Here is a 15,978-nt window from a genome sequence, read left to right on the forward strand (position 1 = left end):
TATGGTGCAATTATGTTTGATTCCACAGGAGTGTATTTTATGAGTGAGAGTCAAGAGTCTAATAAGCATACCAACCGTCTCATCCACGAGACGAGTCCATATCTGTTACAGCATGCGCATAATCCTGTTGACTGGTATCCATGGGGCGAGGAGGCCTTTGAGAAGGCGCGGCTGGAGGATAAACCGGTGCTATTAAGTGTGGGCTATTCGGCTTGCCATTGGTGCCATGTGATGGAGCGCGAGTCTTTTGAGAACGAGCAAATTGCGACATTGATGAATATGCATTTTGTGTCGATTAAAGTTGATCGCGAAGAACGTCCTGACATTGATGCTATTTATATGCAGGCGGTTCAGGCTATGACCGGTCAGGGTGGCTGGCCAATGACGATGTTTTTGATGCCAGATGGACGACCATTTTATGGTGGTACGTATTTTCCTCCCCAGGATCGGCGCTATGGACAGCAGGTTATGCCAGGCTTCCCACGCGTGTTGATGAGTATCGCGGACGCTTTTAGTCATCAGCGGGCGGAATTAGAGGAGCAATCGACCCAGGTTGCCAACCATCTGAAGCAGCGTAGCGGTATGCTGGCGCAAGCGGACAAGCGCGTAACTACGCCTCCAGCCCAGGAGGTTTTGCTGGCGGCCGAAAAGCGTATCATTGAAGATTTTGATCCGCGCTATGGTGGATTTGGGGCGGCCCCGAAGTTTCCAAATACGATGGCGCTCGAGTTTCTTTTGCGTATGCATCTTCATGCTCAAGCACAGGCTGAAAATGTTGCTGTGGATCCGTCGGAGCCCGCTGCCTTAGAGGTAGTGGAAACTTCACTGCAACGTATGGCTGCGGGTGGTATTTATGATCAACTGGGTGGCGGTTTCCATCGCTACTCGGTCGATGAGAAGTGGCTGGTACCGCATTTTGAGAAGATGCTCTATGATAATGCCTTGCTCAGTCAGGTCTATCTACATGCCTATCTGGTGACCGGAAACGAGCTGTATCGCCGTGTGGTCGAGGAGACACTGGATTATGTCGTCCGTGAGATGACCTCGCCGGAGGGTGGTTTTTATTCCACACAGGATGCTGATAGTGAAGGGGAAGAGGGAAAGTTCTTTCTCTGGACCCAGGCTGAGGTTGAGCGTGCCTTAGATCCGCAGGATAGTGCGGTCTTTATGGCTTATTATGGTGTGACCCGCCATGGCAATTTTGAAGGCAAAACCATCTTGAATCGTGTGCAAGATGATCAAGTGGCGGCGCAGAAGGCTGGTCTTAGTGTTCCTGCTCTGCATGAACTGCTACAGCGTAGCCGTCGCACGCTCTTTCGTTTGCGCGAACAGCGTGTAAAGCCAGCCCGAGACGAAAAGATATTGACCTCCTGGAATGGTCTAATGCTGCGTAGCTTTGCTGAGGCTGCCCGTTATCTTAAACGCGCGGATTATCTACAGGTGGCGCAAAAAAATGCCGCATTTTTATTGGATACTTTGTGGCAGGATAATCGGCTCCTGCGCACCTTTAAAGATGGTCGGGCCAGATTACGTGGTTATTTAGAGGACTATGCATTTCTTGCCGATGGACTCCTGGCGCTGTATGAGGCCAGCTTTGAGCTACGCTGGTTTGAGCAGGCGCGCGCTTTGACTGATCAAGCGATTGCTTTATTCGCTGACGAGCAGGGAGGCTTTTTTGATACGGGGAGTGATCACGAAGCCTTGATTAGCCGGCCAAAAGATATTATGGACAATGCGACTCCGGCTGGAAATAGCGTGGCCATGGAGGTACTCTTACGCCTGGCCGCCTTGACTGGCGAGGCAACCTATCGCCAGCGGGCTGATGACTATATTATTCCTCAGCTCGATATTATGGTACAGCATCCATTGGCCTTTGGTCGTGTATTATGCGCGGCAGATTTCGCGCTCTCGCCGGTGAAAGAGCTGGCAATTATAGGCTCCTCCGAGCAGGCTGAAACGCAGGGATTGCTAGATAGTATCAATGCGCGCTATCTGCCCAATAGTGTGCTGGCCTATGCGCGCGCTGAGGATACACAGGCCAGTCAAAGCATCGCATTGCTGGCGGATCGCCCGCTTAAAGATCAACATGCGACCGCTTATGTCTGTCAGAACTTTGTCTGCCAGGCGCCGGTAACTACTCCTGCTGCCCTGGAAGCGCTACTATAGTTAAAGTTAGATTGGCGCGCACTAGTCATTGATGTAGCGCGCCTCACCCTGGATTTCACGGCGACAGAGTACTCCTTTGTTCGCCAATTGGTCCAGGGCTCTGGCGGCCGCTTGTTGTTCCCTGGAACCGATTGCGCGTTTCTGGGGAAGCGGAAAAAGCGTCGTCACTTCACTGACGGTCAGGACAGTAAGGGAGTGGTCCTGCTGGCTCAAATATTGCTTGATGGTTTGTTCATACCAGGAAACAAGTTCTTTATCTACCAATGGGGGAGATGGATTAACAATCATCACTGGACAGGTGGTGAGCTGTAGTATGCGGTGCGAGATACTTCCCACTAACATGCGGCGTACACGTTGCTTCCAACCTTCTCCTCTACTTCCCACCACAATTAAATTGACGTGGCGTTCATGGGCCACTTTGACCAGTTCCTCTGCTGGTGAACCAACGCGTGTAATCAGCTCGATCTGCTTGAGGTCAAATCCCCGCTCTTGCAGAACCTCGCAGGCTCTATTCAAAACGTCCTCCGCCTGTTTACGCTGATCTGTGGTTGGAGGAATAAAAGCATAATGCTCAGTAAAATGGCCTGGATATTCTGTAATTATATGTGTATTCGCGATAGCATGGACGAGGAATAAAGAGAACGCAGTAGGATCGTGCTCAAACAGATCACAGATCGCGTTTATAGCACGCTGGGTCGTAGGTGCATAACTGGCATCGATTCCTAGCAAAATGCGCTTGTTCATCGCAACGCCACCACCTTTTTGTGTGACGGTTCACTTTTTTACTGTTGAGTACTACATTGTATCAAGCGCGCTTTAACTGTACTCTTAAGTATGTATTCATTATACCTGTTTTCGAAAAAAGTGGCAAGAAATGGGACAAATGACATACTGTCCTTACCTCGAAAGTTGTCTATACTGACTGATATAGAAGAAGTAATTCGACAGCTGGTATGGATGTGCTGGGTAACGGTTTTTTTCACTGGTATTTCTTGCTACACCAGACAATATTTAAACATGTAGACCCGTAAAGATGTGGAAGAAATCTTTATGGCTATACATCTGATAAAATATCGTACCCTGGCTGTTAAAAAAGAATTATCTTTTGGTTAGACATAAAAAGAGGTAATTCATACAAGCATAGATTAGCATTTGATAAAGTTCAGCAATTCGCGTCTACTAAGATAGCGATAAAACAAAAGACGTATCGTAAAATAATTAATGCTGGATGGGGGATAGGATAGCACAATGAGTGTAAAGACAGAAAAGCCGCTCGAAGAAATGACTCTGGATGTCCTGGCCGAATGCTCCATACGGGAAATGAGTAAGTATCGTCGTAAAGAACCATGTGATGATAGCTATTGCCTGGAGATTTTTCGCCGGGCGGTCAAACTTGGCGATAATAATGCCTGGATTCTCTTACAACGGCAGTTTAGTGATAATGTACGCCTATGGCTGGGTGGACATTCTCATCGCGAATTAGCCCTGCGCTATGAAGCTGAACAGACATATATAGATGATGCCTTCCGTCGTTTCTGGCAAGCGGTGAGTGACCAATCGCTGTCATTCTCAACCATTGCCAGCGCCTTAAGTTATTTAAGGCTTTGCTTACATTGCGCTATTATGGACACCTTGCGGGCATTCGCGCGCGCAAATGTAGAGCGCATGCCCGATTATGGCCATCCAGATGAGCCCCAGGTAGAGGACCGTTATCACGAGAATGACCTCTGGGAAACCATCAAAAGCGTGCTACCTGGCGAGCGCGAACAGCGTGTAGCCTATTTACACTTTCACTGTAATTTGAAACCACGTGAAATCATTCGTTATTGCCCTGGTGAATTTCAGAATGAGGAAGAGATCTATCGCCTCAAGCGTAACATTATGGAACGTATACTGCGCAACGCCGATAAGATCCGCTGGAAATTGGATGGGAGCGTGCCAGCTTAACGGCGGCATGCTCCTTTTTTGGGATATAGCAGAAAAGTTATTGTCAAAAAAATAGAGTTACAGACGTTCATACAGTGAAAGAACAAATTGTTTGAAAAAAGCTAATTAAATGAAAAATCTTATATGAAGGACCGGGAAACATGGAATGTCCTTGCTTAGTTGCTCCTAAGGACGAAGAATTATTACGTTATGCTCTTGATGGGGAGGCGTTGCCAGCAGTAGCAGAAGATCATCTCAACGATTGTGATATTTGCCAACAGCGACTTACAATCTATACTGAGGCCAATAGTTTTCTTATTGGGCAACTTTATCGTTATCAATGTCCGAACTTAACGCGCTTAGGCGAGTTTTGTCTTGGACTATTGACTGAATATGAACACGCCCAGATTGAATTACACCTCAAGCTTTGTCCGTTATGTGCCTCTGATGTGGATGAAGCACGTCAATTTTTGATGCCACAGCCCAACTTCCTGAATCAAATGCTTATCTCTCCTTTTTATGATCCAGCCTCCGATCATATAGAGGTAAAGTATTGCCAATCTGCATTTACAATAGGGGTCAAGCAAGAGCGAACAGTATATGTTCGTCCCTCCTATTATCAAGCCAATACAGTATCACTCTCCATGCAGGCCAGACCAGATGATCATGATCACGAGAATATTCTTCTGCGCCTGATCTTTTCCTCTCTACCTGATACCGAAGAGCCGCTTCTGTTAGAGGGTACCAGGATAGAGCTCTATAATTTTCAACCAGTTCTGGCTCCGGAGGAAGAGCATAGCGAACTGGCGGTCTGTATTGAGCGCATCCCTGACTACTTTAACAAACCAATCCTGTCAGCTCAGGTTGATGCGGAAGGTTGCATTATCTTGCCTTCAGTTCCGATGGGTGAGTACCTGATGATCGTCTACCTGCCTGAGCTTGCCATGGTCATTGAGAAGCTAACGATTGCCAGGAGCTACCTGGAATAGCAGATTTTAACGCATGTGCTAAAGATGCCTGCATCCGCTATTCCAGTTGTATATGGCTATTGGGCCAGATTGAACTCAATTAAATTATCTGACAGGCTCACAATCTCTTTTGCGACTATGAGATGGGCGGGATGAGGAAGATATTCCTGCAAATGTTGCATGCTATCAAAATGCATAACCAATCCATATTGATATCCCTGTGTATGCTGGGAGAGATTTTTTCCACCATGGGCATCCTGAATACCAGGAATAATATCTTTGAGTGCCTGGGCTTGCTTGAGGACTGTCTCAATCTGTTCCTTCGTAGTTTCGGCCTTAGGCTGTACCAATACAACGTGTGTAACCATTTATATCATCCTCCATTTACTGATTAGTGTTTGGGTTCTTTGTTATCACGTTTGAGTGTCCATACTTTTAGACAAAGAGATACGCCAGATTTTGTATTAATCCTGGCGTATCTCTGAAATTTTTTGTTGCCTATGCTCATACTCGCGTGCTAGCACACTGCTGATAAAAATGAGAGGATATGGTCACAATGGGCTGGGCCCATTGTGACCATATCCTCTCATTTTTTGAGCGCCGTCGGCGCGAAAGCATCTATATAACGCCAGGTGCAAATTTTATCCCTCACACCTCACACCTCACACCTCGCGCTTACAGCGCTCGCTTGTTCTTGAGGAGGAACATAGTGAGGCGGTCGCGACCGCCTCACTATGTTCCTCCTCAAGCGAGTAAGTATGTGGAAAACTTGCACATGGCGTTATATAAAAGATCTTGAAGTGTGTAGAACTCACGCCTATGCTTAACTGCTTCGACCACCTGAGAGTAGTTGTAGTATGGCGACAAAGATGGCGGCCCCGATAAAGGAAATGAAGATGCTGCCACAAAAATGAAAGGTACCCAGGTCCAACGCACTTGCCAGGATGCTACCAATGACGGATCCTACCAGGCCAACGATAATATTGCCAATACAACCAAAGCCTCTACCACGCACGACTGTGCCAGCCAGGGCCCCTGCAATTAAACCTACCAGCAGCCAGGCAATCAGATTTCCTGGCTGTAAGATCTCTGTAATGCGTATAGCATGAATAGTAATGTTCATTATTTTGTTTCCTCCAACAGCATATGCAATGCTATTCACAAGCGACGTTGCTAAAAACAGAAAGATGAGAGCTAGCTAAAAGATAAACAGCGGAAAAAATGTGGTCCGTGAGCTCATCTGTGTTTTATACGTGGGAACAAGATCAGAGTTACATGAATGCTTGAGGTGGAGGCTCGGTTGTGATGAGTGGAGAGCACCTTCTCCGCTTTTCCAGCAGAAAAATCGAAGCGGACGCTCTCCGGCTACGTTGAAGATGTTATTCTGTACGTAATGCGTTAATTGGATCCATGCGGGCCGCGCGTTGGGCTGGATAGAAGCCAAAGATGATGCCTACCAGGGCCGCAAAGGTGAAGGAAAGCACAATCGCTAACGGATCAATCACCAGTGGCTGGCTGGTGAGGCTAGCACTAATGAATGCTCCCAGTATCCCTAGCAGGATGCCCACGATGCCTCCCAGTGCACTTAGAATCAGGGCCTCAATCAGAAACTGAGCCATGACATCGCGTGGATAGGCTCCCAGGGCGATTCTAATGCCGATTTCGCGTGTGCGCTCAGTTACAGAGACAAGCATAATATTCATAATGCCGATACCTCCGACAATCAGTGAGATGGCGGCCACACTGATTAATAGAATGGTCAGAGACTGCGAGGCAGTTTGTACCGTCTGCAAGAGTTGTCCTTGATTCTGGATGGTGAATTCCGTAGGATCATGGCGGCCCTGCAAGAATTGCTGAATATTGGCCTGCACATCGGTGACATTTTGTCCCTGCGCAACCAGCACTGTAATGGCGAGGGCGCGTTGACTACCCCCCAGTCGATTATTGGCCGTGCTGAATGGAATGAAAATGGTGTCATCCGCATTGGTGGCTCCATTGGCGCCTTTTGTTGCCAGCACGCCTACAACCGTAAAGGTGGAACTCCCAATGCGGATCTGCCGTCCCAGTGGATCAATGCCTTGCGCCGTAAACAAATTATCTACCACCGTCTGGCCCAGGACTGCGACTGAGGCATTGCTTTGTTCGTCCGCGCTGGTAAAGAAGTTTCCTTCCTGTAATTGCCAGCTACCAACTTGTTGATAGTTGGGATAGACCCCCTGAACGCTGGTCGACCAGTTCTGGTTTTGATAAATAACCTGCCCATTGACATTGACGGTCGGGCTGACCGCAGCAATGCCGGGAACCTGGGTCGCGAGCTGATCGGCGTCACTTTGGGTCAGAATCTGCTGGGTGCCTGCTCCCTGGCGTACGCCGCCTGTACTGGCACTGCCACCACGGATATTTAACTGATTAGGATTGAGGGTGGAGAGGCGACCATTGATGGTTGCGGCGTTCCCCTCACTGGTGGCGACCATCATAATAACTGCCGCCACACCAATAATAATGCCAAGCGAGGTCAGGAGCGAACGGAGTTTATTGGCACGCAGTGCTTCAATCGCACTGACCAGGCTCTGAGCGATGGCGTAACTGCCCCGCCCCCTCTTGCGTTGCTCTGGTGCTATCGGTGGCATCAACGATTGAAATTTTGGAGCATGCTCCTGCTGACTTTGCTGTTCTGATATGCTCATGGCTGCACCTGTTCTGCACGTGTGTTGGCTGAGAGCTGTGCCCGGGCACTCAATGGTTGCGTGTTGAGCTGATCATCTACGATTCGGCCATCACGAAAGAGAACTTTGCGTTTGCAGTGGTCGGCGATTTCCTGTTCATGCGTCACCAGCACCACAGTCATGCCACGCGCATTAAGTTCCTGCATGATGCGCATGATCTCCTGGCTCGTCCGCGAATCCAGATTTCCGGTTGGCTCGTCGGCCAGGATCAATGATGGGGAGGTTACCAGGGCACGTGCAATGGCGACGCGCTGCTGTTGGCCGCCTGATAGTTCCATTGGTCGATGCTCGGCACGCTGTGTCAGATTTACCAGGGCCAGCGCGCGTTGCGCTCGTTCTTCCCGCTCTTCTTTTGAGATACCCGCGTAAACCAGAGGCAACTCTACATTAGCCTGAGCCGTCATCCAGCGTAAGAGATTAAAGCTCTGGAAGATGAAGCCAATCTTCTGGTTACGTACATCGGCCAGTTCGGTATTGCTCATCTGACCAACCGAGACCCCATCCAGCACATATTCGCCACCACTGGGCTTATCCAGGCAACCTAGAATGTTCATAAAGGTAGATTTACCCGAGCCAGACGGACCCATGATCGCGACAAATTCTCCATGCTTGATCGTCAGATTGATGCCATGCAATGCTGGCACTACGTTTGAGCCCATCGTGTAGTATTTATCCATGCCGCGTATCTGAATACGCGGCATGTTCTCCTGTGATTGAGGGGTGATCATTGACCTCTGCCTCCAGCACCATTGCCTCCAGCACCATTGCCGCCGCCATTGCCTCCACCGCCACCGCCGTTGCGTCCACCACCGAAGCCACCATTACCGCCACCGAAACCACCGTTACCACCAAAGAGACCGCCTCCACGTTGCTGGCCTGTAGTGGTCCCAGTTTGTGTACTGCCACCAGTTGCGTTGGTAACCACTTGATCACCTTCATTCAAGCCTGAGAGGATCTGCGTGAACTGCCCATTGCTCAGTCCTGTGGTGACGGTGACAGGAGTTAGCACGCCATTTTGTAATTCCAGTACAACACCTTGTTTTCCTGTGCTGGATGAAGGTGCGGTGCTACCGGTACCCCCCTGCTGGTTTCCTCCTCCTCGATTTCCGCGTAGCACTTGCACCATGGCTGCACGACTGATATAGCCATTCTGCAATGCAGTGGTTGGAAAGGTTAGTGCGGCCGCTGGAATGCGCAAGACGTTGTTCTGCTGGGCTGTGATGATATTTGCTGTGGCGGTCATATTGGGCAAAAGATGAATGTTATTCAGCGAACTCATAGTGACATTGAGTGTGACTGGATAGGTGACCACCCCAGAGCTGGATTGTCCAAGGATACTCATGGATGCAACGGTGGCCTGAAAGGTATTGTTGGGATAGGCCGCCACAGTGAACTGCGCGGTCTGACCAGTTTTGACGTTGCCGATATCGGATTCATTGACCTGTGCGTTAATTTGCAAGGAGCTGACATCGGTTAGCACTATCAATGCATTGGATGTTCCACTGCTGCTAGCGCTGCTACTATTGTTGTTGCCAGAACCGACGGCCGTGCCAACATAACCGTTGATGGCTGCGACTGTAGCTGCGGCTGGCGCCGTCAACGTTGTAGGTGTATTGTTGTTAGGTTGGGTACTAGTTGGAGTAATTTTCGCCAGTTGCTGACCGGCCTTGACCTGATCTCCAACTTTAACATTGATCTCGCTTACCTGGCCGCTGGTCGTGAAATTTAAATTATAGGTAGCTTTGGCCTGTACCGGGCCGGTGGCGGAAATTTGCTGAGAAATAGTGCCTGTTGTCACCGTTGCCTGTGTATAGCTTATCGTCTCCTTCTGGTTAGAACGCCAGTAGAAAAAACTACCTGCGGCCAGCGCTATAATGACCAGAATTGTCAGCACAATCCACAACGTTTTAGGCTTCTTGCGCCTGGCACGTTGTTGCGCTTCTGTGAAAGTAAAATTACTCTCCTCTTCATCCTCTTCGAGGAGCGAATGAGGTTGAATCTCTACGTCTTCGGCCATTGTTCTTCCTTACTTCACTTGAATGATAACATTGCTTGTTTCCGTTGATAAAATACAAGGATTTCTTGATTTTTTTAGGAGCGTATCTGATTCCCATGAAATCTGTCATCCGCTTATTGTTGTTTTCGCGCCTTTAGCGCTCCAAGGGCTTTAACTGTGCTGTGAAATTATGCGCAAAGCGCACAATTTCACAGCACAGTTAAAAGAAGCATGGGCGCTTCAGCGCCCGCGTGCGGCTGATGGTACATTCCCTAATGAAGATGGAATCTGACACGCCCTAAAACTATGCATGAGTATTGATATAACGCTATATTAGCATTTATAACTCAAGAAAAATCGTAAAAATTGTAAAGAAATGAGGTGGCTAAATGTAAAAAATGTATGAAATATTTTATAAAAAATACTCGGACCTGTCCTTTGGTGCATTATTGAAACCTGTCCTTTTGTGCATTGTCACGAATAAAAAGGTATGATAGACTGGTAATAGTTGATTAGGAATTGGCATTGATGTCCCCGGTTACTAATCCCTCACTGAACAGAAACATACATAAAGTAGCAGAAGAACCTCAAGCTTTTTTTGTGTTGCCCGGAAAAATATCTACAATCTGCTGACCTTGACCTTAGTCCTCTAGTAGCTAATTTAGGAGTTGGTTTTTTATGTCCTCGGTTACTGAGCCCTCGCTGCCCTCTGATGCAGACCAGAATAATCTAAAGAAGCAGAAGGAAACCTCAAGCTTTTTCCCATTACCAAGAAATGTGTATATTTTGCTGACCTTTACGTTAGGTAAGGGATTCCAGCTGAGCATCGCTAATCTCACTTTGAATTTATATGTACACAGCCTTGGTTTTAAGCCAGATTTTATTGGTCTTTTTAGTGCGATGTCCGCGATTGGAGCGTTGATTGGATCCGTCCCTTCAGGTATGCTCGCCGATCGCTGGGGACGTAAACCTGTGCTCCTCTTAACTGCTTTCCTTTCTCCTCTCTCCCTCTCTTTGATTGCTCTGGCAACATCTGCGCCCTGGCTGATTATCCTGAATTTGATCCAGGGATTGGTTTCTAGTGCTTACTGGGTGACGAATCTGCCCCTGCTCTCCGAAAGCACAACGGAGAGACAGCGTATAGGGGTGCTGGCCCTGAATAGCTTTTTGATCCTTGGGATTGGCTCACTTGGCAATCTGCTTGGTGGCTCCATTCCAGAGTTTGTAGCAGGACTCCTCCATGTATCTGCTGCCAGTACTGTGCCACTACGCTGGGGTGTTTTTAGCGCCTCGCTATTCACCTTTGTCTTTGGTTTACCGCTCTGGTTCCTGCAGAAAGCTAAAGTCGCCCAGTCTACTGAGACCGGCGCACAGCTCATCGATAGCGAGGGCAGTGATGTGGAGACCGCCCTGGCTGTGAAAAAAGTAAAACCTGTAAAAACTAAAGAGCCAATTCCAGTGGCTTTATTTGCCAAACTATTGCTACCAGATCTTATTTTTACTATGGGAGAAGGCGCGGTAGTGGCCTTGATTCAGGTCTACTTTGTGTTGCGTTTTAGCCTCCTGCCAGGTCCATTGGGGATTATCTTTACCATTTCAGGACTGGTGGGTGGGGTTTTCTCGCTCATGGCTCCTGTGTTTGTCAATCGCTGGGGAAAATTAAGAATCATTACCTCGGTACAATATATCAGTGCCCCTTTGATGGTCCTGATCGGACTGGCACCAAATTTGCCGCTGGCAATTGCTGGCGAATATACCCGTTCGTTTTTGCGGACCCTGATCGAGCCTGTGTATGCCGCCTTTGAAATGGAGCAGGTCTCCCCCAAACTACGCGGCACTCTGGCCGGTTTCTACTCAGTCACCTGGAGCCTGGGCTTTAGCTTTGGTCCTTCGATTGCCGGCTGGCTCCAGACCAATGTCAATCTGACCATGTCCTTTGTCTTTGGTGGTATTTGTCTGTTGATCGCACCAACGCTCTTACTCATCTTCTTTGGTAAGAAAGCCACTCCGCAGACGAGCGCAGCATAGTAAGGTCTGCAAACGACCCCATATACCTGGTTACAACCTACCAGGGCGTATGGAGGTCATAAGACGCATGCTCTATGCAGCTATGTCTTAGTATTGAGAGATAACTTTTTTGTGATACTGAGATTTGCCAACCAGCCCTCCAAGAGCCCCAACACACCAGCCAATGACTGCATTGACTGCGATTGCGAAACCTACAACGCTTATTAATGCAACTGCAGCTATTGTAAGTGTCACAATGATGTCTAGAAAGGTAGCGGGACCGCTTAAGTCTATTTGCTTAAAGATAGCCGGAATTTGGTGGAACACAACAAATTGCAAAAGAGCCACTATTGCCGTATATATGCTGGTGAAGAGGAGATAGTATAATGATGCCCATAGCCCTGCATTTCCTCCTGCTTTAGCTCTACCTATTTGTTGTGCCGCTAATATACCACCTATGAAGCAGGCGGCAAAAAATGACATATCTCCCGCCTTGATAAAGATATGTAGATCACTAAAGGTAACGTTTAATACAATTGATGATATAGTACTTACAGACCCGAGTATAAATCCTAGTTTTCTGGTCAGACTCCACTTTTGCATGTTCATTTTATCTTCCCCCAAAAATTATATTTCATTTGCATCTGAGTTAGATCCTATTTTTATTAAGTAACTACGTATAAAATACGATGTATTAATTTCTATAGATTCAACTCGCTTTTTTTCCTCCCTCATCACTTGCTAGTGATCTCAGGGTGAACATTTAAAAGCCCTTCTGTAGGGCACCATCCATTTGTTAGATTGTATTGGAAAGATGTACACTATATATGTGTTTCTAGATAAGCATAGTAGACGGAAAGGGAAGTGTAGCAAATATGGTGAATGTTGCTCCTACGCGTTTATTATTGGTGCGGCATGGTGAGACTCTGGCAAATCGTGAGTTTCGTTATATTGGTACGCGTGACGATACTTTATCTGAACGTGGGGTGATGCAGGCGCAGCGTCTGGCTCAAACGTTGGCGCCATTATCTATCGGTGCGGTGTATAGTAGTCCTCTGCGGCGAGCCTCTCAGACGGCGCAGGCGATCGCTGCTCAACAACAGCTCACTGTGCAGCACCTGGATGGTTTGCGTGAAGGTAACTTTGGTAACTGGGAAGGACTCAGCAGAGCCGAGGTGCTGGCACGTAGCGCGGAGGATGCGCGACAGTTGCAGGCGTGGGAACAGGATCCTACCCAGGCTCCTCCTGATGGTGAGAGCTTTATGCATGTTCAGCAGCGGGTGGTTGCCGAGATTGTTCGTCTGGTGCAAAAACATCCAGGCCAAACGTTGGTTCTGGTCTCACATGTAGGCCCGATTAAAGTCTTGCTTTGCTATGCCTTACAGTCCCCACTCACCACACTTTTCCGTATTTTTCTAGATCCAGCGACCATTAGCGTCATCGATTGGAAAAAAGAGCCTCTGGTGCGTTTAGTAAATAGCCATGCTCATCCCGGATGGGAAGAAGCACGCTGGTTACAAATTGGCACCCTTTGAGCAGATTGAAACGTATTGAAATAGAGAAAGGCATATCTCTCTTATTGTAGATATTCATTGATTTATGCGCATATATATGAATATTTGGTCCTAGAAATGTGATAGGATACTGTTTTTGTACGATACTCAAGGTATAATGAGAACTTAGTGTAGCTATATGCATGGGGTCTGTCGTCGTATAGAGGAGTATTGAATGCATTCCAGCCTTATTGATAGCCAGCGTGTTCCGTCTCAACAAGCAAACCGGCAACAGGATCCACGGAACCAATTTCCAGGTAGTCCACCGCCACAGCCATCGAGCGCGTTTCACCCTCCTCGTCATAAAGACTCCGCTTTTATGGCGGCTGTCCGACTCTGCACACCACAGGAAGGGTGGCTGGCCATTGTTCTCCTGTCCATTGCACTTTATAGTGTTGTCGCTGTTATTGTCAACGCGGAGTGGGTGCATTTTAGTACCTTCCTATATATCTCCCCTATTATTGGTCTATGTATAGGTTTGTTGGTTGCCAAGCTTCCTTATATGCCACAGGCCTTGCTTCATCTTCTAGCCTGTGTCCTGGGCCATGTGCTGGCGGTCTGGATTACCAGTGCTTATGCCTTTCATGTGCCACCATCCGTGGTTCTGGAAGGACTACGAGCCGCTTTTAGTGGCCATATGGCTGAGGAGTCCGCACAACTCAGTGAGATTGTGTTTTTCTTTTACCTGTCCTTCCTCTGTTTCTTCCTGGGCTACTTTGGTAGCTGGCTGATCTATCGGGCACGTTTGCCCTGGTTGGTGGGATTAGTATATTGCGCTATCATGCTGGTCAATCTAAATTATGTGAAGAGTGAATATAATTATTTTCTTCTCATTATGCTGGGTGCGTTATTACTCTTGATTGCTCGTACAGAGCTAGCCGCGCGTTTGTTACAATGGACCAGTGAGGGACTTTATACCGATCGTGCCTGGTTGCGTAAAATTACCGGGCGTTGTATGCAGATTGCCTGTCTGATTATGCTTCTGGCGCTACCTCTGGGTTGGCTTTTGCCGGTTCAGGATCAGCCAACCAGTGGCAAGGTGTTATGGGATCGCATTAATGCAACATGGAATGCAGCCGCCGGAGGCAATCTTAACTGGCAGACATTACGTTCTATCGCGAACTCAAATGGGGAGATGACCAATTATTTTGGTAATCAATTGACCATCTCCAATAGTGTCCATCTGCCCGATGGTGAAGTACTGTATTACGTGAGTTCAGATAAGAAATCACACTATCTTGAGAGTATTGCCTTCAATCATTTCACTGATAATACCTGGACCAATTCATCTGATGGTTTTTCACCCACATTATATCCGGCCAATGAGGACGTGCCTCAGGATATTGATCAGAATGTGGATGGTGCTGTCGATACTGTTGTGACTATGACCCAAGCTATCAATGGTTCAAAGCATTATGTGTTTGCTCCTGCTCAACCGCTACGGTTTAATATGCCCACCCAGATCTATAGTAGTGGTGGTAGTGGAGTCAGTACGACAACTGCCTGGACGCAGCTACAGCCCTTAGAGGCAAAAGCAACCTATCGTGTTACATCGGTCCTGACCCCTCAGGATGCCATTACGAATGTTCCGTTGCCGCAAAATGATAGTAACTTTTGGGATTCTAGCCGTTACAATTATTGGCTCAAAACATTATATCTGGAGACACCACAGAATATCTCGCCAAAAGTTAAAGCCACCGTCAATGCCTGGACCCATGGCGCTACCAATGCCTATGATGCTCTCAAGCGTATTGAGTCTCATTTGAATGACTCGCGTGTCTTTACCTACTCGGTGGATAATGCTCCTATTCCGGCCAATAAAAATGTCGTTGATGTATTATTAGATACACATACGGGTTATTGTACATATTATGCCAGCGCGATGGCGGTGATGGGCCGTAGCTTAAATATCCCAACGCGTTTAGTGACTGGTTTTAGTTCTGGCAAATATGATCCTGCGCGTAAGGTCTGGTCTGTCACTGGTAGTGACGCGCACAGCTGGGTACAGGCATATTTTCCTGGTTATGGCTGGATAGATTTTGATCCTACGCCCGGTTTTTCTACGCAATCGCAGGCACCGGCGAAGGCTACTAATGTAACGCCTTCTCCGACCACAGCTGTTAAGGTGACGCCTACAGTAAAGGCCCAACCTACCAAGGCTGTTCAGCCGACGCCTCAGAAACCACAGTCATCGTCAGCTAATGGTCATACTGAGATGGCAACTTCGTGGCCCCTCTGGATCGCACTGGCCATCTTGTTATGTTCAATAATCTTCTTCCTGGTAGCCCTTGTGATTAAGCGACAGCGACAGTCTGAAACCAGCGTCTCCAACTTTTTCTGGCGTGCCTGCCGTGTAGCTGGTTGGGCTGGATTAGGACCAAAGTCCTGGCAGACTCCTTACGAATATACTGCTATGTTGAGCCAGCATCTAGAGCGCAGAGATCCTGCTCTCTGGCATTTAACAGAACTTTTTGTCCGTGAACGTTGGGGCGCGCCAAACCACGTTTCTCGTGAGCAGGACACATCTATGATTGAGCAGTCATGGCCCTCTTTACGCTCTATGCTGCTACGCTTGTTTTTCTCTGGTAAACGAAAATAAAATCAGAAAGATAGATAACTATCCACGGATGCATCAA

Annotated in this window: 13 protein-coding genes; 6 read left to right on the plus strand and 7 right to left on the minus strand. The window is 47.9% G+C overall.

What is annotated here, in order from left to right:
* The first annotated feature begins 39 nt into the window (after positions 1-39).
* A complete protein-coding gene (locus EL633_RS12485) occupies positions 40-2,166 on the plus strand; it encodes a thioredoxin domain-containing protein (RefSeq protein ID WP_126627494.1) in 2,127 nt (708 codons plus the stop codon).
* Between the two features lie 21 nt (positions 2,167-2,187).
* Here the strand turns inward: EL633_RS12485 and EL633_RS12490 are convergent, their stop codons facing one another.
* Positions 2,188-2,910: a universal stress protein gene (locus EL633_RS12490; protein WP_126627495.1), complete on the minus strand. Its 723-nt coding sequence runs from the start codon at positions 2,908-2,910 to the stop codon at positions 2,188-2,190.
* A 504-nt stretch (positions 2,911-3,414) separates the two neighbouring features.
* Between EL633_RS12490 and EL633_RS12495 the strand changes: the two genes are divergently transcribed.
* Positions 3,415-4,113, plus strand: coding sequence for a sigma-70 RNA polymerase sigma factor region 4 domain-containing protein (locus EL633_RS12495; RefSeq protein WP_126627496.1), 699 nt, complete (start codon positions 3,415-3,417; stop codon positions 4,111-4,113).
* 140 nt (positions 4,114-4,253) lie between these two features.
* Entirely contained in the window at positions 4,254-5,081 is an 828-nt protein-coding gene (locus EL633_RS12500; RefSeq protein WP_126627497.1) for a hypothetical protein, read from the plus strand.
* A gap of 56 nt (positions 5,082-5,137) precedes the next feature.
* Here the strand turns inward: EL633_RS12500 and EL633_RS12505 are convergent, their stop codons facing one another.
* From EL633_RS12505 to EL633_RS12525, 5 genes are all read right to left on the minus strand, one after another.
* The gene (locus tag EL633_RS12505) at positions 5,138-5,428 is read right to left on the minus strand and encodes a Dabb family protein (RefSeq protein WP_126627498.1); all 291 of its coding nucleotides are present in this window, start codon (positions 5,426-5,428) and stop codon (positions 5,138-5,140) included.
* A 455-nt stretch (positions 5,429-5,883) separates the two neighbouring features.
* The gene (locus EL633_RS12510) at positions 5,884-6,183 is read right to left on the minus strand and encodes a GlsB/YeaQ/YmgE family stress response membrane protein (protein WP_126627499.1); all 300 of its coding nucleotides are present in this window, start codon (positions 6,181-6,183) and stop codon (positions 5,884-5,886) included.
* Between the two features lie 256 nt (positions 6,184-6,439).
* On the minus strand, positions 6,440-7,747 hold the full coding sequence (locus EL633_RS12515) for an ABC transporter permease (RefSeq protein ID WP_126627500.1): 1,308 nt from the start codon (positions 7,745-7,747) through the stop codon (positions 6,440-6,442).
* The gene (locus tag EL633_RS12520; RefSeq protein WP_281275879.1) at positions 7,744-8,514 is read right to left on the minus strand and encodes an ABC transporter ATP-binding protein; all 771 of its coding nucleotides are present in this window, start codon (positions 8,512-8,514) and stop codon (positions 7,744-7,746) included. Before EL633_RS12520 ends, EL633_RS12515 begins: the two co-directional genes overlap by 4 nt.
* Positions 8,511-9,803 (minus strand): efflux RND transporter periplasmic adaptor subunit, encoded by a 1,293-nt coding sequence (locus EL633_RS12525; protein ID WP_126627501.1) that lies wholly within the window; start codon positions 9,801-9,803, stop codon positions 8,511-8,513. The genes EL633_RS12520 and EL633_RS12525 overlap by 4 nt, the downstream gene beginning before the upstream one ends.
* Positions 9,804-10,460: 657 nt before the next feature.
* Between EL633_RS12525 and EL633_RS12530 the strand changes: the two genes are divergently transcribed.
* Complete coding sequence (locus EL633_RS12530) at positions 10,461-11,810, plus strand: MFS transporter (protein WP_126627502.1); 1,350 nt, start codon at positions 10,461-10,463, stop codon at positions 11,808-11,810.
* 87 nt (positions 11,811-11,897) lie between these two features.
* Here EL633_RS12530 and EL633_RS12535 read toward each other — a convergent pair whose 3' ends face one another.
* A complete protein-coding gene (locus EL633_RS12535) occupies positions 11,898-12,398 on the minus strand; it encodes a hypothetical protein (protein ID WP_126627503.1) in 501 nt (166 codons plus the stop codon).
* Between the two features lie 266 nt (positions 12,399-12,664).
* Between EL633_RS12535 and EL633_RS12540 the strand changes: the two genes are divergently transcribed.
* Complete coding sequence (locus EL633_RS12540) at positions 12,665-13,324, plus strand: histidine phosphatase family protein (RefSeq protein ID WP_126627504.1); 660 nt, start codon at positions 12,665-12,667, stop codon at positions 13,322-13,324.
* 193 nt (positions 13,325-13,517) lie between these two features.
* Positions 13,518-15,941, plus strand: coding sequence for a DUF4129 domain-containing transglutaminase family protein (locus tag EL633_RS12545; RefSeq protein ID WP_126627505.1), 2,424 nt, complete (start codon positions 13,518-13,520; stop codon positions 15,939-15,941).
* Positions 15,942-15,978 lie beyond the last annotated feature (37 nt).

Origin of the sequence: Dictyobacter alpinus, assembly GCF_003967575.1 — a bacterium.
GTDB classification, from domain to species: domain Bacteria; phylum Chloroflexota; class Ktedonobacteria; order Ktedonobacterales; family Ktedonobacteraceae; genus Dictyobacter; species Dictyobacter alpinus.

What these genes read in the sequence shown, in the direction of transcription:
- EL633_RS12485 (WP_126627494.1), top strand. Translation starts at nt 40, where the DNA reads ATGAGTGAGAGTCAAGAGTCTAATAAGCATACCAACCGTCTCATCCAC.
- EL633_RS12490 (WP_126627495.1), bottom strand. Translation starts at nt 2,910, where the DNA reads ATGAACAAGCGCATTTTGCTAGGAATCGATGCCAGTTATGCACCTACG.
- EL633_RS12495 (WP_126627496.1), top strand. Translation starts at nt 3,415, where the DNA reads ATGAGTGTAAAGACAGAAAAGCCGCTCGAAGAAATGACTCTGGATGTC.
- EL633_RS12500 (WP_126627497.1), top strand. Translation starts at nt 4,254, where the DNA reads ATGGAATGTCCTTGCTTAGTTGCTCCTAAGGACGAAGAATTATTACGT.
- EL633_RS12505 (WP_126627498.1), bottom strand. Translation starts at nt 5,428, where the DNA reads ATGGTTACACACGTTGTATTGGTACAGCCTAAGGCCGAAACTACGAAG.
- EL633_RS12510 (WP_126627499.1), bottom strand. Translation starts at nt 6,183, where the DNA reads ATGAACATTACTATTCATGCTATACGCATTACAGAGATCTTACAGCCA.
- EL633_RS12515 (WP_126627500.1), bottom strand. Translation starts at nt 7,747, where the DNA reads ATGAGCATATCAGAACAGCAAAGTCAGCAGGAGCATGCTCCAAAATTT.
- EL633_RS12520 (WP_281275879.1), bottom strand. Translation starts at nt 8,514, where the DNA reads ATGATCACCCCTCAATCACAGGAGAACATGCCGCGTATTCAGATACGC.
- EL633_RS12525 (WP_126627501.1), bottom strand. Translation starts at nt 9,803, where the DNA reads ATGGCCGAAGACGTAGAGATTCAACCTCATTCGCTCCTCGAAGAGGAT.
- EL633_RS12530 (WP_126627502.1), top strand. Translation starts at nt 10,461, where the DNA reads ATGTCCTCGGTTACTGAGCCCTCGCTGCCCTCTGATGCAGACCAGAAT.
- EL633_RS12535 (WP_126627503.1), bottom strand. Translation starts at nt 12,398, where the DNA reads ATGAACATGCAAAAGTGGAGTCTGACCAGAAAACTAGGATTTATACTC.
- EL633_RS12540 (WP_126627504.1), top strand. Translation starts at nt 12,665, where the DNA reads ATGGTGAATGTTGCTCCTACGCGTTTATTATTGGTGCGGCATGGTGAG.
- EL633_RS12545 (WP_126627505.1), top strand. Translation starts at nt 13,518, where the DNA reads ATGCATTCCAGCCTTATTGATAGCCAGCGTGTTCCGTCTCAACAAGCA.